Here is a 26,165-nt window from a genome sequence, read left to right as displayed (position 1 = left end):
ATCTTAAAGGCAATCACCATGCGCCCACTCTACGTTGGGTCATACTGTTGCACTGCGCTCATTTCCCATCATTGCGATTGAATAACACTTAATCGAAGATCATTTCATCACTTTGGTAGGTCAAAAAATTTCGTTAGCGTAAAGTGATTAACTTCAAAGAAGAGAGCGAATAGTGGCTATTTCTCAGAGCATAAACCGCTAAAGGTACAAGGTTAAGTGATGAAGTCACTTTATTAGATGGATTTTTACTTAGCTCCTTAAAAGGAAACTTGCTGATACCAAGGCAACAAGGTAGCTACCTAGCGACTTTTGTTTTATCCTGAGCAGTAGATAACTGCAATTTTCGCTGAATAAGCATAAAATACGAACAATAAATCCGAGGATATGGCTAGCATACCCTCGGATAAGTCGTTTAAAAAATTTAAAAGAGAGCAATGCGATGGGTATTCGTATCGTCCCTAAAGAAGAATTAGGGCAAGAAAGACTGAAAGAAAAAGGTATTGGTTTTATTCCTCCTGTCCTATTTCCGAATTTGAAGAGTCTATATCAGCGTCGTGCTGAAAGATTAAAAGAACTCGGCGCTGGAGAACATCCTTTTGCAGGTTATCTTAATTTTGCCGCTGAAGTGGCCACTGCACAGAATAATGCACAGCATGATAATCCATTAGAAATGGATATGAATGCGGTATTAGAGCGAGCGACAGCGAGTCATAATTCGCCTCTTGATGTGAAAACATTTCCGCGTACAGCACATTGGCACAAGCTTCTGCATTCGATTATTGCGGAATTATTACCTGTAGTACCTGAGTCTGTGCGTCCTGCTCTGGAAAATCTCGATAAAGCCTCGGCCAATGAGCTTGAAGAGATGGCCTCCGCATTGCTGAATGAACAGTTCGAAAAAGTACCGGCGGATAAATCAATGTTTATTTGGGCGGCACTCTCTGTTTATTGGGCTCAAATGGCAGCGCAAATTCCGGGTAAAGCTCGTGCGGAACATGGCGATCATCGTCATTTATGTCCGGTTTGTAATAGCATGCCAGTATCAAGTATTGTCCAAATTGGGACAACACAAGGCTTACGTTATTTACACTGTAATTTATGTGAAACCGATTGGCATATGGTTAGAGTGAAATGCAGTAATTGTGAACAAACAGGTAAGCTGAACTATTGGTCTCTTGATGATGAAAACGCGGCCGTTAAAGCAGAAAGTTGTGGTGATTGTGGCAGTTACCTCAAAATTCTTTATCAAGAAAAAGACGCAAAAGTTGAAGCTGTTGCTGATGATTTAGCGTCTATTATTCTCGATGCACGTATGGAAGAAGAAGGCTTTGCTCGTAGTAGCCTTAACCCATTCTTGTTTCCCGGCGAAAAATAGTCACTAAAAGAGAGTAACCATGATGTCAGACTCCACTGCCGCGCTATACCGCCAGCTTCCTGCTATTGATAAGTTACTGCAACTCGACGAGGTACAAACCCTCGTCATTGAATCAGGGCATCATTGGGTGACTGAGCAGTTACGAGATATGCAGCAGCAAGCCCGTGAGTTTATCCAGCAATATGAGCAATTGCCTGCATGGCACGCTGACTGGGTGACAGAGCTGACTAAACGTCATAACAGGTTACAGGAAAGTGCGATAAAACCCGTTTTTAACTTAACGGGCACGGTACTACACACGAATTTAGGTCGCGCGGTAATGGCGCAATCCGCCGTTGAGGCGGTGAATAAGGTGATGAGTTCACCTGTAACGTTGGAGTACTCTCTTGATGGTGCCACGCGAGGGCATCGTGACCGCGCTTTGGCTGACTTATTTTGTCAATTAACTGGCGCAGAAGATGCCTGCATTGTTAATAATAATGCGGCAGCTGTTTTATTGTTATTAGCGACTGTCGCGCAAGGTAAACAAGTGATTGTTTCGCGCGGCGAGCTCGTTGAGATTGGTGGGGCTTTTCGAGTGCCTGATGTGATGGCACAAGCAGGTTGCCAACTCGTGGAAGTCGGAACAACCAATCGAACTCATTTACGTGATTATGTTAATGCTATCAATGAACACACTGCATTATTGATGAAGGTGCATACCAGTAACTACAGCATTGAAGGTTTCACCGCAGAAGTTGAAGGTGCCGAGCTGGCTGAGTTAGGTAAGCAGTATCAATTGCCGACAGCAATTGATTTGGGCAGTGGATCAATGATAGATATGACAGCGTATGGTTTACCTGCTGAGCCAATGCCACAAACGTATCTTTCGCAAGGGATTGATTTGGTGTCGATTTCGGGTGACAAACTGCTGGGAGGGCCGCAAGCAGGGATCATTCTCGGCAAGAAAAAATGGATTGAAGCCATTCAAAAGCATCCGCTTAAACGTGCATTACGTGCCGATAAAATGACATTAGCGGCATTAGAAGCGACATTAAAACTGTATTGCACGCCAGAAAAACTGGTTACTGAGCTACCGACATTACGTTGGTTAACCCGTAGTGCCGATGAAATTAAAGCGCGTGCGCAGCGTTTGATTGTTCCCTTGCAGGCTTTTTATGGTGATAAATTTGTGGTTGAAATCGAACCTTGTTTATCCCAAATCGGTAGTGGGTCTTTACCGGTTGATAGGTTGCCAAGCTATGCTGTGACATTTGCGCCATTTGATGGGCGAGGAAATACATTGGCCTTACTTATGGCACGTTGGCGTCACTCTACCCAGCCTGTGATAGGCCGATTGAAAGAGGGTAAATTATGGCTGGATCTCCGTTGTTTAGATGATGAACATGCATTATTGCAGGTACTGCTTTCATGATTTTTGCTACCGCTGGCCATGTTGACCATGGTAAAACTTCATTAATTCAAGCGATTACTGGGGTGAATACCGCCCATTTACCCGAAGAGAAAAAGCGCGGCATGACCATCGATCTTGGTTATGCGTATTGGCCTCAACAAGATGGCAGCTCAATTGGCTTTATTGATGTTCCTGGGCATGAAAAATTTTTAGGTAATATGCTGGCAGGCGTTGGGGGTATTCAACATGCTCTGTTGGTGGTGGCGTGTGATGATGGTGTTATGGCGCAAACACGAGAACACTTAGCCATTTTGCGCTTAGCGGGCTGCCAGAAAATAACGGCTATTTTGACCAAAGCAGACAGAGTTGATGAAAAGCGGATCACTCAAGTTATTCAACAAGTACAGGATGAACTTCATCAACAAGGTTGGTCTGACCCCGTTCTATTTGTGACTTCAGCTAATAATGGTTGTGGTATTGCTGAGTTACAAGCATACCTGCAACAATTACATCAAGAAGCAACCGATCATCAAAACCCCCAACAACGTTTTCGATTAGCTATTGACCGTGTATTTCATGTCAAAGGCGCGGGGATAGTGGTCACCGGTACCGCTTTGGCAGGGCAAGTTCAGCTAGGTGAGAGTTTATGGCTGACGGGAGTGGACACCTCCGTTCGTGTCAGAGGAATTCATAGGCAAAACCAACCCGCAGAATTCGCGCAAGCGGGGGATCGTGTTGCATTAAATCTTACTGGTGACGTCGATAAAGCAGAGATCACCCGTGGTGATTGGTTACTCTCTGAAAAGCCATTTGCAGCGGCAACCCGAGTGATTGTTGAATTAAAATGTGATTCAGTGATTAAACATTGGCAGCCTGTGCATTTGTATCATGGTGCCAGCCATATCACGGGGCGAGTATCCTTATTGACCGAATTCGCAACAACGCCTTTGCTGGCGGAACTTATCCTCGATACGCCTTTGTGGTTAGCAGATAATGATCGTCTCATTGTGCGCGATATTAGCGCCCGTGAAACCTTGGCAGCCGCAAGAGTGATCCGATTAACTTCTCCACGCAGAGGGAAAAGATTACCTGAATTTATTGACTGGCTACAACGTCTTTGTTCGGCGAACGATGAACTCACCCATTTGAAATTACAGCTGCCGAATGGTGAATTAAATTTAAAGAGCTATGGGTGGTCTCGTCAGTTAACACCTAGCGCACTGGAGCCGTTGTTAACCCAGGTGGAATTAGTTCGTGTCGGTGATTTAGTGCTATCCGCTTTTAAGGCTCAAGTCGCGAAAGAGCGATTAGTGCAAACGTTAGAAGATTTCCATGAGGTTCACAGTGACCAAATCGGTGTCAGTAAAGCGAGATTAAAGCGGATGGCATTACCAACAATGAGTGAATCATTAGTTTTTAAATTAATTAATGAGCTGATTGTTGATGAACGTATTAAGCAAACGCGTGGTTGGCTGCATATGCCGCAACATGGTCTGGTATTCGATGCAGAACAACAACGCATTTGGCAACAAATAGTTCCGTTATTTCCTCGTATAGATGCATGGTGGGTTCGCGATATTGCAGCAGAGCTTAACCAGGATGAAAACCTGATACGAGGTGTGATGAAAAAAGCAGCACAAATGGGATTCGTGACGGCAATTGTACGTGATCGCTATTATAGTAGTGATGAAATCAAACAATTTGCTGAGTTAATCTTACGATATTGTCTTGAAAAAGAAGAAATTTGCGCTGCTGATTTTCGGAGTGAATTAGGGATTGGTCGTAAGTTAGCGATTCAGATACTCGAATTTTTTGATAAAAGTGGCTTTACGCGGCGTAAAGGTGATGGACATTTTTTACGTGATAAAGGCATTTTTGCCGAATAGATTTATCGTCTAAATTAGTTAGAATAGCCAGTCAATTCGTGGCGGTCTCTGCCTATTGAAGGCCGTCGGTACTCACATATTTTGTGGTAAGCTCGATGAAAAAAAGCGTATTTTCTGCCATTTATCTCACACTGATTTTAATTGCCTCCCTTTTCCTTGTTTTTGAAAAAAGTGGTGTGATTTACCCAGCATTGATTTCGATCAGTGTTTACGCCGTGATCTTTGGGGGACTCTATTTTCTTTCTGCAAGATGGCTATTTTCGGCGGTTGTCACGAGTACGCTATTTATTATTATTAAATTCCTTAACCAACTCAAAGTCCATTATTATAAAGAACAGTTATTTTATTCCGATATCAGTGTCATGACAGACACCTCAAATATCGGAACATTGGCTCATTATTGGTTGGCTGGTGTTGCGTTGATTGGCTTATTGATCTTATTCGTGGTGAATGCAGTACTGAGCTGGCGTTTATTATCGCCTAAACGATCATTTGTGTGGCGTTTATTGGCGATTGTTCTCGGCATTGGTGGATATTTTGGGGCCAGTTTTGCAGCGTCTCACTATTACACGCAATGGACTGAAACCTTGCCTAAGGGGAAGGGCACAGTAACCAATTTAGTTATGTCGGCAAAAAATTCGAGCTATCACTCGCCACAAGTGAAAGGTTCATCCGATTATTTTTTACAAAGAGCAGCTTCTGTCACATTGCCTGTTTCTGCAACCACAGAAAAACCAGACATTTTATTATTGTTACAAGAATCGACAGTCAATCCAAACATCTATCGATTACCTGATGGAACACAGTTGCCAAATCTATTTATGTTCCAACAAGATAACGAATTGATCGCACATAGTCATATGCGTGTACAAACGTTTGGTGGGGGGACTTGGCTATCTGAGTTTGCGGCACTAACAGGGCTAAACAGTGATGATTTCGGCTCACAGAAAAGTGGTGTTTTCTATTTTATTGTCGACCATCTCAACAATAGTTTATTTAAAGAGATGAAAGCGAATGGTTATTATACGGTTGTTTTAACGCCTTTTAACCGTGGAGCTTACCATTCTGGCCATGCATACCAGACGCTGGGTGTAGATAGAATTATTCAACCTCAAGAGTTAGGTTATCCTGGAAAATTACAAGATAACTTATGGACGATCAGTACTGAGGATATGCTGAAATACGCTAAGGAAATTTTAGCGAAAGAAACGGATAAACCGGTATTTATTTTTTCGCTAACGATGTATGAACACGGTCCTTATAAAGATAGTCACAGTGATGATTATGGCTTAAAAGGTAAAGTGAAAAATGCAGATTCAGCGGGCGAATTTAGCCATTATATGGAGAAGATTGTTGCTTCAGATAATGCGATCCGCGATTTTGTTGACTTTATGGCGAAACGAGAAAGGCCACTCATGTTCTTGTATTTTGGTGATCATCAACCGGGTATTAGCTTGAATCAATATCAATCTGATTATGCTAACCCTGCGTTTATCACCCAATTTACGTTACGTGATAATTTAAAATCAGGTAATAGCATCCAAACAGGTAAGCTAACCGATATCGCCTTCCTTGGCGGTATCTTATTAGAACGTGCAAATCTAAAGATTTCGCCATTCTATGAAGCGAATATTAAAATGCGCCATTTGTGTGATGGTAAGTTGGATGATTGTGAAGACAAACAATTATTAGAAAGTTATCACCACTATATCTATCAAACATTACAAGTTGCTAATAAAAAAGCGGAAGAATAAGGTTAATCAATATATCGCGGAGTTTTACTCCGCGATATATTCTCTGTACTGTGGATTAGCGGCGTGTTGCAAGGATTACGCTTGATGCTTTGACCAATGCAGTGATATCGACACCTTTCGTTAATGCCATGTCTTGCAGACTTTCATTGGTAATGATCGCGGTGAGTTCAACACCTTTATTTGTCACTAGGTGAACTGTACTGTTCACAGCCCCTTCAATAATATTACTGACTTTACCGTTAAATTGATTACGTGCTGAAAATAGTAAACCGCAATCCGGTTTTGCGAGTACCACCCACGGGGCTTTAATAATGGCAACGGCTTCTTTGCCGACAGCCAAACCTAATGCTTTGCAGCTTTCGCATGTAATGACAGTTGTTAGCTCTTCACCATTTCCCAATGACAAAACAACCTCATTGTTAACCGCCCCTTCTTTTATTGCGCTAACTGTACCGACTAATTGATTTCGAGCAGAAACTTGCATGATTTACCTCATTCCATTTAATAATAAAAAATCACTCTTCATAGAATAAATGTAAAAGGTGAAGTTAGCTAAAATATGCGCCACGTTCGTGCCTAAGATCACGCCATTCAGATTAATAAGGTACTAGGGGGAATTAAACTCGAGTTCGTAAATATCGCCACGACAGATAATTTCACTGTACTCAATAATTCTGCCAGCTTGAATAGAGCTAGTTTGTCTCACGAGTAAGAGAGGTGCCCCTACCGTCGTGTTTAACCAATTGGCGTACTCTTCATTACAGCTGATAGCTTTGACTTTATGCTGGACACGGCTAAAGTTAATGCCTTGGCTACCCCATAATGCATAAAGGGAGTCAGTGAGTTTTTCCGGTTCAGGGAGGTATTGAGCTGGAATATAGTTATTTTCAAAAGAGACAGGCTGCCCATTTGCGATGCGGATACGCCTCAATTGTGCTATTGGACTATTAACAGGTAAACCTAATTTAGCGGCAATATCCGCGGTAGCCTCAGTTAAGGTGCGGAGTAACCACTGAGTGGTCACCGTTCCTCCCGCTTTAATGACTTGAGAAGTAAAGCCACTTTCATGGGATAGTGAATAGCCTAAATATTTGGCGACTTGTGTTCCCACTCCTTGTTGGCGGATCACCGTTCCTTTCTTTTCCAGAGCCTGCATTGTTTTACTGATTGTCACTCGAGAGAGCTTTAACTGTTGGGCAAGGTAACGCTCCGCAGGAAGATAATCCCCAGCATCGACGATTTTATGTTCAATAGCGGACTCAATCGCATGCTGTAGCTGACGGTACAAAGGTGTCGTTGAGTTCACATCTAGCTGATTTTTTATCCATTCAAGAAAGCGGGCTTGCATTATATTTTTCCATAAAGCTTTCAACAAATTAAGTTTATAACAGACTTTAATATATTCATAATATCATCTAATGGACTTATATTGGCATTATTTTTTCACTGATTGGACTGGTATTGGACTTAATTGCTGCTAATATAATTAATGTTGTTAAGGAAAGTATTGGGAGCAAAAATGGGGCGTAAACCCGACATTCAATCAGCGATTCTTGGATGTTTATATGGTCAGGCGACGGGGGATGCCATGGGCATGCCATCTGAGCTATGGCGACAAGATCGTGTTCAACAGTTTTTCGGCTGGATAGATAATTTTTTGCCAGGGCCAGACGAAAATGTTGCGGCGATTGGGTTTCGTGCCGGTGAAGTGACTGATGATACTCATCAAGCAATTGCGTTAATGGATGCAATTATTACTTGTAATGGTCAGGTAGAGCCGAAGGTGGTGGCACAAAATATTTTAGCGTGGGCGGGACGCATTAATGCTTTCGATAAGAATATTTTTGGACCGACTTCAAAACAATCTCTATTAGCTATTCAAGCAGGCATACCGATTAATGAAATTGTATCAAATGGGGTCACTAATGGTGCGGCAATGCGGATAGCGCCTGTGGGCTGCGTTGCTTCAACTGCGGATCGCAATCAATTTATAAAAACCGTTGAAGCGGCTTGTATTCCGACACATAAGTCGGATATTGCGATTGCAGGTGCCTGTGTCATTGCTTGGGCAATTAGTCGAGCCATTGAGCAAACATCTTGGTCTCAAATAAAAAAAGAACTTCCAATACTTGCCGAAGAGGTTCAGCAGTTGTATGCCTCAACGTTTAGCCCTTCTTTAGGACAGCGAATCTCACTGGCTTTTCAGAAGGCGAACGCGCTACAGAACTGCTCGCCTCAGACAACACTAAAAGAGCTGTACGATTTTATCGGAGCCGGTATGGACACGATAGAATCTATTCCCTGCGCTCTGGCCATAGTCGAGCTAACAAATGGTGATCCTGTCATGTGTGCGAAGTATTGTGCCAACCTGGGGGGAGACACGGACACCATTGGTGCTATGGCCGGAGCGATTTCGGGAGCTCTGTCAGGTATTGAAGCTTTTCCTGAAGAATGGATTGCATTGATTAATAATTCTAATAATATAGATTTCTATCCCTACGCAAAAATACTCAGTACCTTACGCCATTAAGGAGAGTGGAATGAGTGCATTACCTGACACTCCGCAAAAAAATGAAGCTTGGAAAATTGAAAACACGGGTATTGATATCGTTCCCGAACATGAGCGAACAGCTACCCCTCTGGAACTCTTCTGGATTTGGTCCGCCGCGAATATCGGTATACTCGGTATCGTTTATGGCGCGATTATTGTTTCCTTCCGACTCTCCTTCTTTCAATCTCTACTCGCCACCATTATTGGTATAGCCAGTTTCGCGCTGGTGGGCTATATCAGTTTATCAGGGCAGAAAGGCCGCACCTCTACGTTGACGCTGTCGCGCACGATTTTTGGTAAAACAGGTAACATCGCTCCCACATTTTTTAGCTGGATAACACTGATGGGTTGGGAATCCATCAATATGATCACGGGTACGTTGACACTAAAAGCCCTATTTCAAGTAGTTGGATTCAGTGACTCCGTCGCATTAACCGTGGTTTGCATGGTGTTATTTGGTGGATTGGCAATTACGATTAGCTTACTCGGCCAAGCGACCGTCGTTGTGATGCAAAGTTGGATCACGCGTATTTTTGGTACTATGACCTTAATCGCTGCGCTGTATATTATTTGGCAAACAGACTGGAATGCTGTTTTATCAATGCCTTCTGGTAGTTGGTTGACGGGTTTTTTACCCGCGGTATCCATTATTGCCGCTGGAACAGGCATTGGCTGGGGGATAGCGGGAGCAGATTATAGCCGCTACCAAAGCGAACGGTCATCAAAATCCTCTATTTTCAATGCGGTGACCTTTGGGGCCACATTACCGCTATTTATTTTATTATTTACGGGTATTTTGCTTTCTGCTCGTTTGCCTGAATTAGCCTCAGCGGAAAACCCAATTGCATTGATAGGTTCTGAATTACCGAGTTGGATGTCGATCCCTTACTTATTAACGGCGACAGCTGGGATTATCACTATTGCCGTACTCAGCCTTTACTCTGCAAGCCTGAATTTATTAACTATCGGTGTCAAAATTCGCCAAGTTTATGCCGTTGCATTAGATGCTATTTTAGTCATGGGAGTGGCAATTTATATCCTATTTATTTCAGGAGAGTTTATTAACTCATTTATTGCTTTCCTTTTGTTTTGCGGGGTGTTTTTAGCCTCATGGGAAGCGGTGTTTATGCTGGATTATGCCGTACTACGGAGCCGAAAGGGCTATGCGTTCGAGCAACTGTTTGGACAATCTAACGCTGGAATCCGTTGGATCCCGCTGTTATGTTGGTTACTCGGTGCACTGGCGGGCCTATTAGTCAGTGATAATGAGTTTATTAAAGGGCCATGGGCGACCGGTATTTTCGAGGGTTCTAGCTTATCTATCCTTCTTTCATTCGTATTAAGCTTTGTACTTTACGGCTTATATCTACTGTTTAGTCGTTCAGCGGAGAAGGTTTAATGCGCACTGTTATTGTGATTGGTGCAGCAGCGGGTGATTGTGTATTGAGTATCGCGAGAATGCCCCGTCGCGGTGAAGATATTGCCGCTCGCGACCATGGATGGCAGATTGGTGGGTGTGCCTTTAATGTCCTGCGTGCTTTAAGCCGTCTACAAATCCCCTTGGTGAATGGTATCCGAGTAGGCAAGGGGCAATGGGGAGAGCATGTTCGCCACGTATTATCGGAACTGGGTGTAAAGCCTATTTTGACGAGTGATACGCAAGATAATGGCTGGTGTTTCGCCCTCACTGAACCTGATGGCGAAAGGACATTTATTTCAATTCCTGGCTGTGAAGAAGAGTGGAATAGAGCTGAACTACAAGCTCTTCCACTACCTACAGAGGGTATCATCTATGCCAGCGGTTATGAATTAGGTTGCCAACAAGGGGAAGCGTTGCAGGAATGGCTGCTCCATGATTGCCCCACACAAACGATTGTTTTGGACTTAGGGCCACGGCTTGCGGCTCTCCCCCGTGATTTTATCGCCCAATTACCTGCCAATAGAACTATTTTGACAGTCAATCGCGATGAGGCCCGTTTTCTTTGCGGAGACGGTGACTTAATACAACTTGCGGTGGAGTATGCCAACCATAACGGCATCACGTTAATTGTTCGCTTAGATAGTCAAGGGGCATGGTTGTGTCAGCCACATAAACAACCCCAGTTTGTACCCGCGTATCAAGTTTCTGTTGTTGATACGATAGGCGCTGGCGATGCACATACCGCTGGAGTATTAGCTGGATTATCTCACGGGTTGTCATTGAAAGAGTGTGTTGACCTTGGGAACCATGTTGCCGCGATTGTGGTGAGTCAGCAAGGCCCAGCTGGCGCTCCAACAATAACGGAAATACAGCAATCCAATCTGAAAAAAGTCATGCCAGAAACGTCTTAATTGTTCTTCAGCGCATTTTTATTTACTGGCAAATAAAACCATTGCTACATTTATAGGTCTTATACTCTAAATTACCATTGAATGGTTCGTCTCGAACTATTGAGTACGGCTTAACGCTAGAAGAACATTAATATGAAATACTTAGTTACTGGCAGTGCAGGTTTTATTGGCTTTAGACTATGTCAGCGTTTATTAGATAGTGGGCATGAAGTTGTCGGTATCGACAACATGAACGCTTATTACGATCAGGGGCTGAAACAATCCCGTCTACATATTCTTGAACACTATCCTCATTTTCGTTTTATCCCACTTGATATTACCGATCGAGAAAAAGTGGTTGTACTTTGTACGCAAGAAGATTTTGACCGTGTGATCCACCTTGCCGCTCAAGCTGGCGTTCGTTATTCACTGCAAAATCCCTTTGCGTATGCAGACAGTAATCTCAATGGCCATTTGGCGATCCTTGAAGGATGCCGATAGGCAAACGTCAAACACCTAGTGTATGCCTCGTCTAGCTCCGTGTATGGCATAAGCAATCAAACACCATTCAGTACTGATATGCCGACCGACCATCCGGTTTCCCTGTATGCAGCAACGAAGAAAGCCAATGAGTTAATGGCTCACTCCTACTCTCATCTTTACCAGTTGCCAACGACCGGTTTACGTTTTTTCACGGTGTATGGCCCATGGGGTCGTCCAGACATGGCGTTATTTAAATTTACTAAAGCCATTTTAGCTGGTGAACCCATTGATGTTTATAATAACGGCAATCTCAGTCGTGATTTCACTTTTATTGATGATATCGTGGAAGGGGTTATCCGTATTTCCGATATAATCCCACAAGCAGACCCAGAAAATGGTTCTCTTTCTCCTGCACAGAGTCGCGCCCCATACCGGTTATACAATATTGGTAATGGGCAACCGGTTCAGTTAACGGATTTTATTGCCGCACTGGAAAAATCCTTAGGCAAAAAAGCGATCAAAAACTTTTTACCTATGCAGGCTGGGGATGTGTATACCACTTGGGCGGATACCGAAGACTTATTTAAGGTGACGGGATATCGTCCACAAGTTTCTATTGAACAGGGTGTACAAGCGTTTGTTGATTGGTATCAGTCATACTATCGCCTGTAACTTATGATATTGATGAAGGATACCCTGTAATCTACTAAGATGGATTTGAGAGGTCAGTTTTGAAAATAGCAATTGCGGGTACAGGCTATGTGGGTCTGTCTAATGCCATGTTACTGTCACAACACCATGAAGTGGTGGCAGTCGATATCATTGCCGAAAAAGTGGCGATGCTGAATAACAAACAGTCACCAATTATTGATGCTGAAATCGAGCAGTTTCTACGGGAAAAAACACTCAATTTCCGTGCCACGCAAGATATCGTTGAAGCCTATACTGGCGCCCAGTACGTGATTGTGGCAACACCGACAGATTATGACCCAAAAACCAACTACTTTAATACTAAATCGGTTGAGTCGGTCATTCATGACGTGCAGAAAATTAACCCCGATGCCACGATTATCGTCAAATCCACTATTCCTGTCGGCTTCACCGAGCGTTTACGTGAAGAGTTCGGCTACACCAATGTCATTTTCTCGCCTGAGTTTTTACGCGAAGGTCGCGCACTTTGGGATAACCTGCACCCTTCTCGTATTGTGGTGGGCGAGCGCTCTGAGCGTGCGGAAACTTTTGCGAACTTATTGCTCGAAGGTGCCATCAAAAAAGACGTTCCTGTGCTGTTTACCGATGGCACGGAAGCCGAAGCGATTAAACTGTTTGCAAACACCTATTTGGCGATGCGCGTCGCTTATTTCAATGAATTAGATACCTATGCAGAAAGCCGTGGTTTGAATGCACGACAAATCATTGAAGGGGTGTCATTAGACCCGCGCATCGGCAGCCATTATAACAACCCGTCTTTCGGTTACGGCGGTTATTGCTTGCCAAAAGATACCAAACAGCTATTAGCCAACTATGATGATGTACCGAATAACTTGATTAACGCCATTGTGGAATCAAACCGTACTCGCAAAGATTTTATTTCCGATGCAATTATTGCTAAAGCACCACGTAAAGTGGGGGTATACCGTTTGGTGATGAAGGCAGGGTCAGATAACTTCCGTGCCTCTGCGGTACAAGGCGTCATGAAACGTATCAAAGCCAAAGGTATCGAAGTGATTGTGTATGAACCGGTGCTGAAAGAAGATGAATTCTTCCGCTCGAAAGTCTACCGTGACCTTGAGGCCTTTAAAGCGGACAGCGACATCATTTTGGCTAACCGGATGGTACCTGAAATCGAAGATGTGGCGGATAAAGTGTATACCCGTGATCTTTTTGGTAACGATTAAACTAAGATCCCTTCCAATATATTGCTTCTATCACTAGCCAGTTATCACGCTGGCTAGTTGACTATTTTTTGTCGTTTTATTTCCTAGTTTAATTGAATCACTCGAGTAATCTGCAATAATCGCTAAGAAATAAATATCACTAATTGTTAGCATCAGCTTTTAATAGCGGGTAGGGCTGAGTGGCGGGCGATGAATAAAATAATAAAGACACAAAAAAATGGATATCAAGTATATCAAAAAGAAAGTGAGATTGATTATTGGCAAGTTATTGATGATTATATTCAAGGAAAAATTATCGGTAAAAATCTCAATAGTGGAAATATGGAGCGTAGCGTCGCTCGTATTAATATTGATGGAAAAAACTACATTATTAAATGCGAAAAAGAGCGTGATAGTCGTTTAGAAAAACGTATTATGCGTATGATGTACGGCCCTTATTTTTCTCGCTTACTTGTTCGTTTAGTTCAAGCACAAAACCAAGGTTGTACCATCACCAATGATATTTATTTTGTGGCAGAGAAAATGCGATGCCGAGAATCGATTGAAACTTGGATTATTGCCGAATATGTTGAGGGAACGGTACTCTCTGAAATTAACGATATCACCCCTTATTATTCTGAAATAGCAGCATTAATTAGCCAACTGCACGCCTATAATTTATCATCAAATGATATTCATGCCGGTAATTTGGTACTGACTGAGCATGGTCTGAAAATTATTGATTTATCAGATTTTGGTAACCTCGCGATTTGCAAAGCGAATGATTTAATCGCATTAAAACGGTTTTATGGTATCGAACCAGATAAAAAGAGTTTTATGTACCGATTCATTATGTTGCGAAATAATATTCGCCATTGGTCACGTAAAATTCGCGGTAAGAAAACACGTTTATAAAGGAAAGCCATCACAAAATTATTAATGATGGCTAGTTATTCTACTGTGATAAGGCATCAAGAAATTCAGGAATAAAGCTGCCCGTTCCTCGGCAATTTCTCTTCGCAATTTCACCAGCTTGTTTCATGATGGCGCAGGTATTTGCAATATTAAGTAATCGGTCACCAGGTAGGGCACAAGCTGCGGTAACAGCGGCCGATAGCCCGCAACCCGTGCCAACCACACGGGTCATTATGGGGTGTCCGCCTGTTATCGCAATCGTTCTGTGACCGTCAGTGACATAGTCAACCTCGCCACTTATCACAATCATGGTGTTGACTTCACGAGCAAGAGCTTGAGCTGCGGGTAAGGCATCATTGGGGGTATTTAATGAATCGACCCCGCGCCCACCTTGACCCGACCCCGCCAATGCCATGATTTCGGAAGCATTACCACGAATGGCTGTGGGGTTTAGCTTCAACAGTTCTCGACAAAACTGTGTTCGAAACTGAAGAGCGCCCACCGCAACAGGATCTAAAACCCATGGTTTCTGGGCGTGTCGAGCGCTATAAACGGCTAAACGCATTGCAGACTGGCGATCAGAAGTTAAGGTTCCCACGTTAATCAACACACCATCAGCAATCGCCGCAAATTGTTCTGCTTCTTCAGGCTCAATAACCATGGCCGGTGAACACCCTATCGCTAATAAAATATTGGCGGTAAAGGTTTGTACAACATCATTAGTCATACAATGGATCAATGGAGAGTGCACAGTAAATAACTGTTTAGTCTTTGAAATTTGAGTTTCTGAAATAGTTTCAAATTGCATTTTTTTCTCCTCTCCTCGTCTACATAAACTAACGGCTATGATTTAGTCAGATAAATAATTTTCCAACACCATCCCTCCAGCCCCTTGTGCTACCACCTCATATGAGTCATTTGCTGGAAAAATACGTGTTTTAATATGTGGGAATGCGGACATTTTTTCTTCTATCGATTTCTTTGTCATCGCAAAAAAATGATTTTTGGGTGTCAGTGTTCCACCACACACTACAACATCAGGCTGTAATGTCAAAATAGCATTTGCTAGCGCTAGGCCGTAATAATAGGCAGCTTCTTCTAACACATCCAAACACAACTGATCATCCATGGCGAGAGCTTGAAAAATAGTATGGTAATTAATTTCTGCTTCAGTACTAACCAGTTTATTTATTACTGAAGATTTTCCTAAGCGAATTTGCTGAATAATGCGTGTTTTTATCGCTGATAATGAGCTGTATTGTTTCAAACAACCATATGAGCCACATTCACATCGCTGGCCCCGAATATCAATGGTGATATGACCGAAAGCTTGAGCGGTGCTAATTGATGCAGGCGCAAATGTATTATTAATGACGGTACAACTTCGTATATCTGTATCACAGGTTGTAAATAAAAAGCGTTGGCTTTTTGAATGATAGCGTAACCGATATTCGGCAAGTGCAGCGAAAGTAATGCCGCTGCCTAGCGTGACAAAGCAGGGAACTCTGTCATTAATATAACTGAATAAGTCAGTAATTCTAGCATCATACTGACTAAATTCGACCTTATCGCGTTCTAATATATGGTCAATGGCAATGCCGATACCCAATATTTTTTCTGTGGTGAGTTGATGCTCAGATAATAACTGTTCAACTTTTATTAATAGGTTATCCAGCATCTTTTCCGCTGTTTCTAATTGCTCATTTTTTATTTTGAGCATGCCTAAAATATCTAATTTTAAGTTGAGTAATAGAATCGTTGAATAGAGATCACTCATCTCAATACCGACAACATAGCCATCATCAGAGTTAATGCTGTACAGTATTGGCTTACGTCCACCCGTTGACTCGCCAAGCTCTGACGTAGAAATCAATTGGCTTTTACTCAACTCATCAAGCAGTCTTGCACAAGTTGCAGGTTTCATACTCGCCAGTGATGATAACTCTTCCGCTCTAATCGGCCCATGATTCAAAATTAATCGATAAAGCATTTTCAGCTTACGAGTTTTGGAATTCTTAGAGGTGCGAAATTCATTCAATAATGTCAGTAACAAGTCATCACCCTTTTCTTATCAAGAGATACCGCGTCAAAGATTAGCAGATTTGCTCAGAAAGTACTGCTCTTTGGTCGATATCATAGCGAGAATCTTTTTCTTAAAATGAGATTAAGATCGCTGTACAGTTTTTAAATTGCTTTATCATCCCCCTTATTCATCCTTTTGGTACTATTTCGGAGATTTCCATGCATAACACCAATGATATTTTAGAAAGCTTACGCTTCATTGAGACTCACACCGACATTAAACCAACCGTTGGTATCATTTTAGGGTCAGGTCTAGGTCCATTCGCAGATACATTAGAAAACGCGGTTCATATTCCTTATAGCGAAATCCCCCATTTTGCAAAATCTGAGGCTGTTGGCCACGCGAATGAATTGGTGATCGGAACTATCGCGGGTAAAAATGTGGTCGCGATGAAAGGCCGTTTCCACTATTACGAAGGTTTTTCTCTCGACCAAGTGACCTTTCCTGTGCGATTGATGAAAGCACTCGGGGTAGAAAAACTGATCATTACTAACGCATGTGGTGCAGTGAATACCGACTTTAACCCTGGCGACCTGATGGTGATTACTGACCATATTAACCTCACCGCAAATAACCCATTGATTGGGCCAAATAACCCTGAATTAGGTGTCCGTTTCTTGGATGTCAGTGAAGTTTATAACAAAGAACTACGTCAAATAATTTTGGATGTTGCTAAAGAACAAGGGGTTTCCGTGCGTCAAGGCGTTTACGCGTGGTGGACTGGCCCAACGTATGAAACACCTGCTGAAATCCGCATGATTAGAACGTTAGGCGCTGATGCTGTTGGTATGTCAACGGTACCTGAAGCACTGGTGGCCCATCATTCACAAATTAAAACGGTTGGTATTTCCTGCTTAACGAATATGGCTTGCGGTATTTTGGAACAGCCTCTGAGCCATGATGAAGTGATCGAAACGGCTGAAAAAGTGAAAGCCACCTTCTTGCAATTAGTCACTGGCGTGATTGCTCGCTTCTAACTTATTCTCAAAATAATATAAAGAATGTCATAGAAACAAGTAGGTAGGTATTCAATGAAATTAAAGGGGCTAGTTTTAGTTTCGCTTGGCGCTTGTAGCTATGGCATTTTATCAACATTGGTTGTATTGGCTTATCAGGCTGGATTCTCTTTAAATGATGTGATTGGTAGTCAAACTGTTTTAGGTGCGGCATTACTTTGGGTGTTTGTGTTAGCTGGATCAGCGATGAGAAAAAAAACGCTAAACTGGCCAACAGGAAAGCAATCAACATTAATGTTATTGACGGGAACCACTACTGGGTTAACGGGACTACTCTATTACGCCTCATTACAGTATTTATCACCGGCATTGGGGGTTGTGCTATTTTTGCAGTTCACTTGGATGGGAGTCGCGATTAATTCTATTGTGACTCGCCGAATGCCTACCGTCATGACGATCTTATCAGTACTCTTTATCTTAGTTGGAACCTTACTAGCGACAGGGCTACTGAACAGTTCGAGTGTGCAATTCTACTGGTTAGGTATTGTATTTGGCTTATGTGCAGCGCTATCAAATGCAGTACGTGTTTATGTCAGTGGCGCGCTTGCTGTAAAAACTGAACCAATGATGCGTTCAGCCATTATGGTAACAGGAGGGGCTATTTTGACCTCGATTGTTGTGCCTCCAACCTTTTTATTAGACTTCACCACATTTAACTCCTTGTTTTTCTCTTACGGATTACCATTGGCCTTTTTTGGTTCTTTCTTTGGGATGTGGATGTTTGCTAAAGGCACTCCATTGATTGGAACGAGCTTAGCGACAATAGTCAGTTCAATGCAATTGCCTGTAACCATCATATTGTCCGTAACTGTATTACATCTACCTCTTGAGTTCATTCAGTTTGTCGGTGTCGCCATTATCTTATTTGGTGTCGCAATTGCTGAAGTGAAAATAAAAACAAATAAACAAACACGTTAAACAATTCGGGGTTACAGCTGAGTCGATAATTGCGCTGTGATGAGCGTAAATGAGTGAAATAACTATGCTATCACTTGAAGTATTGACGAATATAACTCCAAACGGAGATTGATATGAATATTAAAACCCGTCTAAAAACCATGTTATTCCTACAATATTTTGTCTGGGGAAGTTGGTTAGTCACGCTAGGTGCCTACATGATGAAAACACTGAATTTCTCTGGCGCTGAAGTTGGAATGGTTTATAGTTCGAAAGGGATTGCTGCTATTTTAATGCCGGGTATTATCGGAATTATTGCAGATAAATATATCCCTGCTAATCGGTTATATATGATTTGTCATATTATCTGTGCTGGTTCGTTATTCTACGCCGCCAGCGTAACAGACTCTACATTGATGTTCTGGGTAATGCTGATTAATGCGATGGCATTTATGCCAACGATTGCATTATCCAACTCAATTAGTTACTCCTCATTAAGCCAATTTCATCTAGATTCAGTGACAAATTTTCCGCCTATTCGAGTATTTGGCACGGTAGGTTTTATTATCGCTATGTGGAGTATTAGTCTATTAAAATTTGAATTAAGTAGCATGCAACTCTATATTGCGGGTAGCTGTTCATTGTTGTTGGCGCTATATTCTTTGACTTTGCCGCATATTGCCGTTAACAAAAAAGCGATTTCTACTAGTTGGGTTAGTAAGTTAGGTCTTGATGCATTAGTGTTATTCAAAAAACCGATAATGGCGGTTTTCTTTTTATTCGCAATGCTACTGGGGGCTGTTTTACAAATCACTAATACATTTGGTAGCCCATTCTTACACGACTTTGCTCGTGACCCATTGTACCAAGATAGTTTAATCGTTCAGTATCCTGCTATCTTATTATCCGTTTCACAAATGGCAGAAGTTGTGTTTATTTTAGCCATTCCATTCTTTTTAAAACGCTATGGCATCAAAACAGTCATGCTATTGAGCATGTTAGCTTGGACATTAAGATTTGGTTTTTTTGCTTTTGGCGATCCATCCGCAATTGGTTTAATGTTCCTGATTTTATCCATGATCGTATATGGATGTGCTTTTGATTTCTTTAATATTTCTGGCTCCATTTTCATTGAAAAAGAAGTTGATCATCGAATGAGAGCAAGCGCTCAGGGATTATTTATGACCATGGTGAATGGCGTTGGCGCTTATTTTGGTGCGATATTAAGTGGACTCGTGGTTGATTACTTTAGTGTGGATGGCGTTAAAGATTGGCAGACGATTTGGCTTGTTTTTTCATCGTATACCGTTGTGCTTGCTATTATTTTCTATTTCACTTTTCACTATCATCATGTGAGGGAAGGTGAAGTCAAAGCTGATTGAGATTAAATTTTATGGGATCTGGTGATGTGAGTATCACCAGATTTTTTGATAAATTATCTATTAACATACTCATTATTAGCTAACAATTGCTTGAGCTGTAATTATACTCCTCGTATTGAATTGGTTTTGAATGGGTATCAGCTTAAGTGGAGAAGGCTTAAGGTGTAGATGCGATTTCAGTCGATTAAAGTCATCATGATAGCCCTCATACTCTGAGGGCTATTAATTTATTATTGTGCGGCTTGAGACCCCCAAAGTGCATCAGCAATAGGGATTGTTGTAAATGTTTTAATAATTTGATTATACGTTTCTTCAGGCTTAAGTGATGTAAATTGTTCGGGATAGATAAATTTTGCAAGATATTCCATACCGACAATATTATAAGGATGGTTATAGAAGTTATGGTAGACGCCATATAACCGATTATTTTTAACGGCACTAATTTGGCTAAAACCCGTTCTATTTTTTAGTCGTTCAAAACCACGTTGGTTTTCTTCTTTTGTCACGCCATAACCAAAGGGAGCAGCAATATTGTTTTTATTAACCCAACGAGAGCCGGTGACGATATAAACGTCAGGCGTTGTTGTAATGACTTGTTCTAAAGAGACAGTGCCAGAAGCACCCGGTAAAAATTGACTGCCAATATTATCGGCGCCAATTGCTTGCACTAAACCACCCCAACCGGCGTTATTATGGGTAAAACAGCAGCTATCGCTACCATTTGCTCCTGCCTTGGCTTCAATAAAAACACGCGGCTTATTCTGGATTTTTGCCGTTGCTTGTTGGATGTCTGATAAGCGAGCTTGATAAAAGTCAGTATATTCTTTGGCTTCTTTTTCTTTATTTAACACCAATCCAAGCATGTCGATGCTCGTGGTTGTATTTTCGATTGGGTGCAAAAAAGTATCGATATATAGAATAGGAATATTAGCATCTTTTAAACGGCTAACAACACCAGAGCCTTCTAATGCAGGTTTTGCACGTAACTGCGCAATCAGGAGGTCGGGTTTTTGAGCAATGACCACTTCAGTGTTAACTTCACCTTTGTCATTGAATCCCATATCGGGAATTTTCTGTAGATCGGATTGCCATTTTTTTGCCAGTAATTCTACCGTCTGAGGGTCCGTTTTTTGTAGATTATTATTCCATGCGACGAGGCGATTAAACGGATTCTCTCTATCAAGCAAAGCCAGCGTTAAAATATCTCGACCATCTTGCAATACAACTCGTTTCGGTTCTTGTTGTAACGTAATTTTTTGGCCATCGGTATCGGTCACTGTAACGGGATAGGTCGTTGCTAAGGCCGAGGATGAGCATAAGGTTACGAATGTTATTGATAGCAGGTGATTAATTATCTTCATATTTAGACCCTTTTTGATTGAGTCTTGATAATAACAATTATCATTATCAATTTTAAGTGTTCTAAGCCAATCGCTGATAGTTTTTATTTACTTATCGGTGAGTAGCTATCTTTAATAATAAATTCAATGCATTACACGTTTAATCATTTGAGTAAATCCTACAGAAAAAGAAACGAGGGTATTTAATCTGCGAATATAGTGACGGTTAGAAGGGCTAAAATGGAGAGAGACAAAACTTAGGTTAAGTAGGGAAAGAAATCATGTTTAATCTTGATACACTCGAAAAAACTGAGTGTATCAAGTAGTAATCGCGTGTTTACTTATTTTTTGAGATCAAAACATAAGAGACAATTTTTGAAAAGTTAATTTTTAATAAGATTTTTTCACTATCGCTTAATGGATAATCACCTTGATCTCTAGACTTTTTAAATCGACTAATAATAAATTTATTAAGAATTTTTAATTTATCTTTTCTTTTATGTGACGGTAGCCAAGAGCCGCTGAAGTGGTGAATAGAATAGTTAATCTTATTATATTCAGGACTGCAAAAATAATAAGATGGATAAATGACTACCCCTTCTGCTAGATGGGATTCTTGGCTTCCATCGTAGGGGGGATTAAGGCCAAATTCACTAGAGAAATAGCGGCTAATTTTGAATGTATTGGGTTCTAAAACAAGTTCTCCATTGACTTCAAAATTCAGATTATCATAATCAGAAAGTAGCCCTTTTATGACTGATGAGCCTTTTATAGAACCCATAGCAGCTGTAATAGGTAGATACTTACCATCATATTGTTCATACCCGCTAAAAAAACTAAGGTTCAAAAAACGGTCAAAACTTTGTGTTACTTCTACATCACTATCAAGATAGATCCCTCCGTAATTATAGAGAGCATAAAGCCTTATATAGTCAGAAGCAAAGGCCCATTTTTTATTTTTTATTGCTTCGGTAACATAGGTGTTATTTATTTCGTCTAGGCAGTCATTTCCCCATTCCATAATCTCATAATCAGGAAGGTGTTTTTTCCAAGTATCAATACAATCTAACACAAATTGAGGTTTAGGGTTATTACCAACCCAAACATAGTGTATTATTTTAGGTATCAAAATGAATTCCTATTAGTATTTTAGTGAACGGAAAAATTTTCTTATTTGCAAGAAAAATAAAGATATTTTACTTTCAATGAAACCTTTTTGTCGTCTGGTTTTTTTTTCTGTAATCCTATATTTCTCAATATTACTATTTTCAAGTGTTAGTATTGGATGCTCAATTATTTCAGTCAAAAAGTAACCATCTACAATTTTGAGCTTATAAAATAAATTCCATGAATCAGCAACATAATAAGCTTTGTCAAATAGAGTAATTAATTTTTCACACTCATCTCTATGAATTAAGTAACAACATGTTCTAAATAATTTACTTGGTTTGTAAGTGACTTTTCTAAAAACAACATTACCGATTTTAATTTTATTAAAAAAACTGAGAGAAAGGCGTTTTCTTGAATTTAAGCCTTCTTGACCACCTAGTAAGTAAATATTATTCTTTTTGAGTAAGGATGTTTTTTCATTATTTAACTGTTTAACGAGATCTGATAATTTATCGCTAATAATAGCATCATCTTCTAGAATAATTGCCCACTCATAATTGCTATTAACAATTTTTTTATATATTAATTGGTGGCTGAGACTACATGCAACTTCATTAGCACATGAGGGCTTATTATATTGAAAGTTTAGTGAGTTAAGGTAGTCAGATGGCAAATCTTTGCCTTCGACAGCATCGATCATTACCCAAGACAACTTTTGTGCTGATAGCGAATCAGTAATTTTTTTTCGACGTTCAATATCTTTTTTTAATGAAACTATGAAAATAGGGATGTTACTTTCCATAACAGCGGATCCTGTATCGTTATGCAACCTTTTTGTATTATAAATAAAAAATGATAATTAGTCTTCAGATATTATTCCATTATTGTTAAAAATAATGCTCCTAGACTATTATTGAAACCCTATCAATGCATTGATTATATTGGTTTTTTCTTATGGTGAATGCATGGGGTGTTTTGCTCGTTTAGCTGGAAAATGCAATGCGACTATTATTAAAATAGCTATATTTAAAATAAAGCAAACTTAAAATATTTTTTAGTTATTAATGAATTAAAGTAATATAAGGTTATACGTCGGTATGCTTTCTAATGATTTTTATTTTTGCTGTCCCTGTATTAAAATTCTTAATAGAAAGACAGATAAAGAGTGGTTGGAATTCATATATAAGATAAATATAAAGCCAGTAAAAATTTAGGTATAGAGAATGAACCGGCTTTATATTTTATAATGCGTTATTCAATATTTTGAATTTGTTCTCTCATTTGTTCTATCAACACTTTGAGCTCAACGGCTGAATTGGTCACTTCACTATTGATAGATTTTGATGCGAGAGTATTTGATTCACGATTAAACTCTTGCATCATAAAGTCTAGGCGTCGACCATTGGCTTCTTTTTTCTTGAGAATATTACGCGTTTCTTTCACGTGTGCTTCCAGCCGATCCAGTTCTTCGGCGACATCGACACGTTGAGCTAATAAAATGAGTTCTTGCTCTAAACGGTTGCTATCTACTTGAATATCAGCTTCTTCTAATTTGGTTTGTAGGCGCTCACGCTGCCATTGCAAAATTTCGGGCATATGCTGACGGACTTTTGCAACTTCAACCAGTACTGCATCCAGACGTTGTTCGATAAGAGCGTGTAACGCAGTGCCTTCAGCTTCTCGGCTTTGAATAAATGCATCTAATGTTTCATCAAGCCCTGCTAACAGCTGCTCGCTGATCGCATCTAAATCCTGCTCGCCCGCTGACATAACGCCAGGCCAACGTAGAATTTCTAATGGATTAATTTCGCCTTCATGACTGTAATTTTTTACCCAGTTAGCCGCACTAATAATTTGACGAGCTAAATTTTCGTTAAGGATTAATTCTCCTCGATTTGCTCCATCTAATTCAAAACGTAAATTACATTCAACTTTGCCTCGAGTCAGGCGAGCACGAATTCGTTCACGAACCACTGGCTCAAGACTTCGTAATTGTTCTGGTAAGCGGATATAGGTTTCTAGATAGCGTTGGTTAACGGAACGCAGCTCCCAGGCCGCACTCCCCCATTCACCCTTGATATCACGGCGGGCAAAAGCGGTCATACTACGGATCATAATTCGTTCCTATCAAAATGAATATAAGAGGGATTATAACGCTATGAGTGATGTCATGATAGGCATTATCGTTTTAAGGACGTATAATGCGCGGCAATTTAGTTGAAAATGGAGATAACACCATGCGTCCAGAAGGCAGAATGGCAGACCAAATGCGTCCGATTAAAATATCACGCAACTATACTAAGCATGCGGAAGGCTCTGTTCTTATTGAGTTTGGCGACACTAAGGTGTTATGCAATGCAACTGTCGAAGAGGGAGTGCCTCGTTTTTTAAAAGGTCAAGGCCAAGGCTGGGTGACAGCAGAATATGGCATGCTACCTCGAGCAACAAATTCGCGTAATCAACGTGAAGCGGCAAAAGGTAAGCAGACTGGGCGTACAATGGAAATCCAACGTCTAATCGCACGATCTTTACGCGCAGCGGTTGATTTGAAAAAGTTAGGCGAATATACCATTACATTAGATTGTGATGTGATACAAGCAGATGGTGGTACTCGTACAGCAGCTATTTCAGGGGCTTGCGTTGCGTTAGTCGATGCACTTAATAAAATGGTTGAACAAGGTAAATTGACGGCGAGCCCTTTAAAATCGATGGTAGCCGCAGTCTCTGTAGGAATTGTGAATAATGAAGCTGTATGTGACCTTGAATATGTTGAGGACTCTGCGGCTGAGACCGATATGAACGTCGTTATGATGGATGATGGTCGTATGATAGAGGTTCAGGGAACTGCCGAAGGCGAACCATTTAGCCATGAAGAGCTATTGTCGTTACTTGCATTAGCAAAAACGGGACTAGAATCTATTTTTGAAGCTCAACGAGAAGCGTTGAAATAAGAATATTTTTAATAGGCGGCTGAAATAGTCGCCTTTTTTATGTCTGGTGATTTTTTCGAGCTCACCAGTATGTGTATCATCGTATTAAATATATTGACATTAAATATTGAGGAGATTGACCCATGAAAGCCTATCAGCGCGAATTTATAGAGCTTGCCATGAAAAAACAGGTGCTTAAATTTGGTGAGTTTACGCTGAAATCAGGCCGTAAAAGCCCCTATTTCTTTAATGCTGGGCTGTTTAATACGGGGCGTGATCTGGCACTGGTTGGTCGATTCTACGCGCAAGCTCTCAAAGAAAGTGCAATCGAATGTGATGTTTTGTTTGGGCCTGCTTATAAGGGGATCCCAATAGCAACGACGACAGCAGTTGCACTTGCTGAACATCATAATATTGATATGCCATACTGCTTTAACCGTAAAGAAGCCAAGGATCATGGTGAAGGTGGCACATTAGTGGGCTCTCCACTACAGGGGCGTGTGGTGGTTGTCGATGATGTTATTACAGCGGGTACGGCAATTCGTGAATCGATGGAAATTATTAAACAGCAAAATGCGACACTTAATGGCGTCCTTCTCTGTCTTGATCGTCAAGAAAAAGGCAAAGGTGAGATCTCGGCGGTACAGGAAGTTGAACGCGATTATCACTGCAAAGTTTATTCAATTATTACGATGAGCGACTTGATTGCTTACCTCGCTGAACGAGAAGATATGCAACAACATCTCATCGCGATGCAAGCTTATCGTCAGCAGTATGGTATTTGAGGTTAATCAGCTGTTGTCTTCTTATTCCGGGTAATCACTTTTTAGATGAAGAGGGATTTGGGCTAGTCATCCTACAAT

At 41.0% G+C, this 26,165-nt stretch carries 22 protein-coding genes and 1 pseudogene; 15 read left to right on the top strand and 8 right to left on the bottom strand.

Annotation, left to right across the window (positions count from 1 at the left end; genetic code table 11):
• The first annotated feature begins 439 nt into the window (after nucleotides 1–439).
• From fdhE to M1F03_RS18650, 4 genes are all read left to right on the top strand, one after another.
• Nucleotides 440–1,375, top strand: coding sequence for a formate dehydrogenase accessory protein FdhE (gene fdhE / locus M1F03_RS18665; protein ID WP_154624752.1), 936 nt, complete (start codon nucleotides 440–442; stop codon nucleotides 1,373–1,375).
• Nucleotides 1,376–1,397: 22 nt separating this feature from the next.
• Nucleotides 1,398–2,789 carry an L-seryl-tRNA(Sec) selenium transferase gene (selA, locus tag M1F03_RS18660; protein WP_251465257.1) on the top strand — a complete coding sequence of 464 codons (1,392 nt, stop codon included), beginning with the start codon at nucleotides 1,398–1,400 and terminating at the stop codon, nucleotides 2,787–2,789.
• Entirely contained in the window at nucleotides 2,786–4,654 is a 1,869-nt protein-coding gene (gene selB, locus M1F03_RS18655; protein WP_154624753.1) for a selenocysteine-specific translation elongation factor, read from the top strand. Before selA ends, selB begins: the two co-directional genes overlap by 4 nt.
• A gap of 95 nt (nucleotides 4,655–4,749) precedes the next feature.
• Complete coding sequence (locus M1F03_RS18650) at nucleotides 4,750–6,408, top strand: LTA synthase family protein (protein WP_154624754.1); 1,659 nt, start codon at nucleotides 4,750–4,752, stop codon at nucleotides 6,406–6,408.
• A 55-nt stretch (nucleotides 6,409–6,463) separates the two neighbouring features.
• Here M1F03_RS18650 and M1F03_RS18645 read toward each other — a convergent pair whose 3' ends face one another.
• Nucleotides 6,464–6,892: a TOBE domain-containing protein gene (locus M1F03_RS18645; RefSeq protein WP_154624755.1), complete on the bottom strand. Its 429-nt coding sequence runs from the start codon at nucleotides 6,890–6,892 to the stop codon at nucleotides 6,464–6,466.
• A 123-nt stretch (nucleotides 6,893–7,015) separates the two neighbouring features.
• A complete protein-coding gene (locus M1F03_RS18640) occupies nucleotides 7,016–7,756 on the bottom strand; it encodes a GntR family transcriptional regulator (protein ID WP_154624756.1) in 741 nt (246 codons plus the stop codon).
• A 171-nt stretch (nucleotides 7,757–7,927) separates the two neighbouring features.
• Here M1F03_RS18640 and M1F03_RS18635 point away from each other — a divergent pair, with 171 nt between their 5' ends.
• The 6 genes and pseudogenes from M1F03_RS18635 (at nucleotide 7,928) to M1F03_RS18610 (ending at nucleotide 14,544) form a co-directional block, all read left to right on the top strand.
• Entirely contained in the window at nucleotides 7,928–8,938 is a 1,011-nt protein-coding gene (locus tag M1F03_RS18635) for an ADP-ribosylglycohydrolase family protein (RefSeq protein WP_154624757.1), read from the top strand.
• Nucleotides 8,939–8,948: 10 nt separating this feature from the next.
• Nucleotides 8,949–10,358: a purine-cytosine permease family protein gene (locus M1F03_RS18630; protein ID WP_154624758.1), complete on the top strand. Its 1,410-nt coding sequence runs from the start codon at nucleotides 8,949–8,951 to the stop codon at nucleotides 10,356–10,358.
• A complete protein-coding gene (locus M1F03_RS18625) occupies nucleotides 10,358–11,290 on the top strand; it encodes a PfkB family carbohydrate kinase (protein ID WP_251464814.1) in 933 nt (310 codons plus the stop codon). Before M1F03_RS18630 ends, M1F03_RS18625 begins: the two co-directional genes overlap by 1 nt.
• 132 nt (nucleotides 11,291–11,422) lie before the next feature.
• Nucleotides 11,423–12,424: pseudogene (locus M1F03_RS18620) on the top strand (NAD-dependent epimerase).
• A 59-nt stretch (nucleotides 12,425–12,483) separates the two neighbouring features.
• Nucleotides 12,484–13,650 carry a nucleotide sugar dehydrogenase gene (locus tag M1F03_RS18615; protein ID WP_163863421.1) on the top strand — a complete coding sequence of 389 codons (1,167 nt, stop codon included), beginning with the start codon at nucleotides 12,484–12,486 and terminating at the stop codon, nucleotides 13,648–13,650.
• 189 nt (nucleotides 13,651–13,839) lie between these two features.
• A complete protein-coding gene (locus tag M1F03_RS18610) occupies nucleotides 13,840–14,544 on the top strand; it encodes a lipopolysaccharide core heptose(II) kinase RfaY (RefSeq protein ID WP_154625027.1) in 705 nt (234 codons plus the stop codon).
• Nucleotides 14,545–14,584: 40 nt separating this feature from the next.
• On the opposite strand, the gene thiM is transcribed toward M1F03_RS18610, so the two are convergent.
• A complete protein-coding gene (gene thiM, locus M1F03_RS18605; protein WP_318840045.1) occupies nucleotides 14,585–15,352 on the bottom strand; it encodes a hydroxyethylthiazole kinase in 768 nt (255 codons plus the stop codon).
• A 42-nt stretch (nucleotides 15,353–15,394) separates the two neighbouring features.
• The gene (locus tag M1F03_RS18600) at nucleotides 15,395–16,597 is read right to left on the bottom strand and encodes an ROK family protein (protein ID WP_154625025.1); all 1,203 of its coding nucleotides are present in this window, start codon (nucleotides 16,595–16,597) and stop codon (nucleotides 15,395–15,397) included.
• A gap of 188 nt (nucleotides 16,598–16,785) precedes the next feature.
• Here M1F03_RS18600 and M1F03_RS18595 point away from each other — a divergent pair, with 188 nt between their 5' ends.
• The 3 genes from M1F03_RS18595 (at nucleotide 16,786) to M1F03_RS18585 (ending at nucleotide 19,922) form a co-directional block, all read left to right on the top strand.
• Nucleotides 16,786–17,604 carry a purine-nucleoside phosphorylase gene (locus M1F03_RS18595; RefSeq protein WP_154625024.1) on the top strand — a complete coding sequence of 273 codons (819 nt, stop codon included), beginning with the start codon at nucleotides 16,786–16,788 and terminating at the stop codon, nucleotides 17,602–17,604.
• A 54-nt stretch (nucleotides 17,605–17,658) separates the two neighbouring features.
• Entirely contained in the window at nucleotides 17,659–18,561 is a 903-nt protein-coding gene (locus tag M1F03_RS18590; protein ID WP_251464812.1) for an EamA family transporter, read from the top strand.
• A gap of 113 nt (nucleotides 18,562–18,674) precedes the next feature.
• Complete coding sequence (locus M1F03_RS18585; protein WP_154625022.1) at nucleotides 18,675–19,922, top strand: nucleoside permease; 1,248 nt, start codon at nucleotides 18,675–18,677, stop codon at nucleotides 19,920–19,922.
• A 230-nt stretch (nucleotides 19,923–20,152) separates the two neighbouring features.
• Here the strand turns inward: M1F03_RS18585 and M1F03_RS18580 are convergent, their stop codons facing one another.
• The 4 genes from M1F03_RS18580 to M1F03_RS18565 form a co-directional block, all read right to left on the bottom strand.
• Entirely contained in the window at nucleotides 20,153–21,283 is a 1,131-nt protein-coding gene (locus M1F03_RS18580) for an ABC transporter substrate-binding protein (RefSeq protein ID WP_154625021.1), read from the bottom strand.
• A 316-nt stretch (nucleotides 21,284–21,599) separates the two neighbouring features.
• Nucleotides 21,600–22,391: a glycosyltransferase family 32 protein gene (locus M1F03_RS18575; protein WP_251464811.1), complete on the bottom strand. Its 792-nt coding sequence runs from the start codon at nucleotides 22,389–22,391 to the stop codon at nucleotides 21,600–21,602.
• Nucleotides 22,392–22,403: 12 nt separating this feature from the next.
• Nucleotides 22,404–23,174 carry a glycosyltransferase family 25 protein gene (locus M1F03_RS18570; protein WP_154635713.1) on the bottom strand — a complete coding sequence of 257 codons (771 nt, stop codon included), beginning with the start codon at nucleotides 23,172–23,174 and terminating at the stop codon, nucleotides 22,404–22,406.
• A gap of 449 nt (nucleotides 23,175–23,623) precedes the next feature.
• Entirely contained in the window at nucleotides 23,624–24,487 is an 864-nt protein-coding gene (locus tag M1F03_RS18565) for a YicC/YloC family endoribonuclease (RefSeq protein WP_251464810.1), read from the bottom strand.
• 122 nt (nucleotides 24,488–24,609) lie between these two features.
• Here M1F03_RS18565 and rph point away from each other — a divergent pair, with 122 nt between their 5' ends.
• On the top strand, nucleotides 24,610–25,323 hold the full coding sequence (gene rph, locus M1F03_RS18560; RefSeq protein WP_154622540.1) for a ribonuclease PH: 714 nt from the start codon (nucleotides 24,610–24,612) through the stop codon (nucleotides 25,321–25,323).
• 122 nt (nucleotides 25,324–25,445) lie between these two features.
• On the top strand, nucleotides 25,446–26,087 hold the full coding sequence (pyrE, locus tag M1F03_RS18555; RefSeq protein ID WP_154622531.1) for an orotate phosphoribosyltransferase: 642 nt from the start codon (nucleotides 25,446–25,448) through the stop codon (nucleotides 26,085–26,087).
• Nucleotides 26,088–26,165 lie beyond the last annotated feature (78 nt).

The sequence above is a fragment of the Providencia sp. PROV080 genome, from assembly GCF_033688105.1.
Classification (GTDB): Bacteria; Pseudomonadota; Gammaproteobacteria; order Enterobacterales; family Enterobacteriaceae; genus Providencia; species Providencia zhejiangensis.
The sequence above is the reverse complement of the archived record's forward strand: the minus strand, read 5'-3'. Positions and strand labels throughout refer to the sequence as shown.

Excerpts from the sequence above, each read along its gene's own strand:
- M1F03_RS18595 (WP_154625024.1), top strand. The coding sequence starts at position 16,786 with ATGCATAACACCAATGATATTTTAGAAAGCTTACGCTTCATTGAGACT.
- selA (WP_251465257.1), top strand. The coding sequence starts at position 1,398 with ATGTCAGACTCCACTGCCGCGCTATACCGCCAGCTTCCTGCTATTGAT.
- M1F03_RS18570 (WP_154635713.1), bottom strand. The coding sequence starts at position 23,174 with ATGGAAAGTAACATCCCTATTTTCATAGTTTCATTAAAAAAAGATATT.
- M1F03_RS18565 (WP_251464810.1), bottom strand. The coding sequence starts at position 24,487 with ATGATCCGTAGTATGACCGCTTTTGCCCGCCGTGATATCAAGGGTGAA.
- M1F03_RS18650 (WP_154624754.1), top strand. The coding sequence starts at position 4,750 with ATGAAAAAAAGCGTATTTTCTGCCATTTATCTCACACTGATTTTAATT.
- M1F03_RS18625 (WP_251464814.1), top strand. The coding sequence starts at position 10,358 with ATGCGCACTGTTATTGTGATTGGTGCAGCAGCGGGTGATTGTGTATTG.
- selB (WP_154624753.1), top strand. The coding sequence starts at position 2,786 with ATGATTTTTGCTACCGCTGGCCATGTTGACCATGGTAAAACTTCATTA.
- rph (WP_154622540.1), top strand. The coding sequence starts at position 24,610 with ATGCGTCCAGAAGGCAGAATGGCAGACCAAATGCGTCCGATTAAAATA.
- fdhE (WP_154624752.1), top strand. The coding sequence starts at position 440 with ATGGGTATTCGTATCGTCCCTAAAGAAGAATTAGGGCAAGAAAGACTG.
- M1F03_RS18645 (WP_154624755.1), bottom strand. The coding sequence starts at position 6,892 with ATGCAAGTTTCTGCTCGAAATCAATTAGTCGGTACAGTTAGCGCAATA.
- M1F03_RS18580 (WP_154625021.1), bottom strand. The coding sequence starts at position 21,283 with ATGAAGATAATTAATCACCTGCTATCAATAACATTCGTAACCTTATGC.
- M1F03_RS18590 (WP_251464812.1), top strand. The coding sequence starts at position 17,659 with ATGAAATTAAAGGGGCTAGTTTTAGTTTCGCTTGGCGCTTGTAGCTAT.
- pyrE (WP_154622531.1), top strand. The coding sequence starts at position 25,446 with ATGAAAGCCTATCAGCGCGAATTTATAGAGCTTGCCATGAAAAAACAG.
- M1F03_RS18630 (WP_154624758.1), top strand. The coding sequence starts at position 8,949 with ATGAGTGCATTACCTGACACTCCGCAAAAAAATGAAGCTTGGAAAATT.
- thiM (WP_318840045.1), bottom strand. The coding sequence starts at position 15,352 with ATGCAATTTGAAACTATTTCAGAAACTCAAATTTCAAAGACTAAACAG.
- M1F03_RS18585 (WP_154625022.1), top strand. The coding sequence starts at position 18,675 with ATGAATATTAAAACCCGTCTAAAAACCATGTTATTCCTACAATATTTT.
- M1F03_RS18635 (WP_154624757.1), top strand. The coding sequence starts at position 7,928 with ATGGGGCGTAAACCCGACATTCAATCAGCGATTCTTGGATGTTTATAT.
- M1F03_RS18640 (WP_154624756.1), bottom strand. The coding sequence starts at position 7,756 with ATGCAAGCCCGCTTTCTTGAATGGATAAAAAATCAGCTAGATGTGAAC.
- M1F03_RS18610 (WP_154625027.1), top strand. The coding sequence starts at position 13,840 with ATGAATAAAATAATAAAGACACAAAAAAATGGATATCAAGTATATCAA.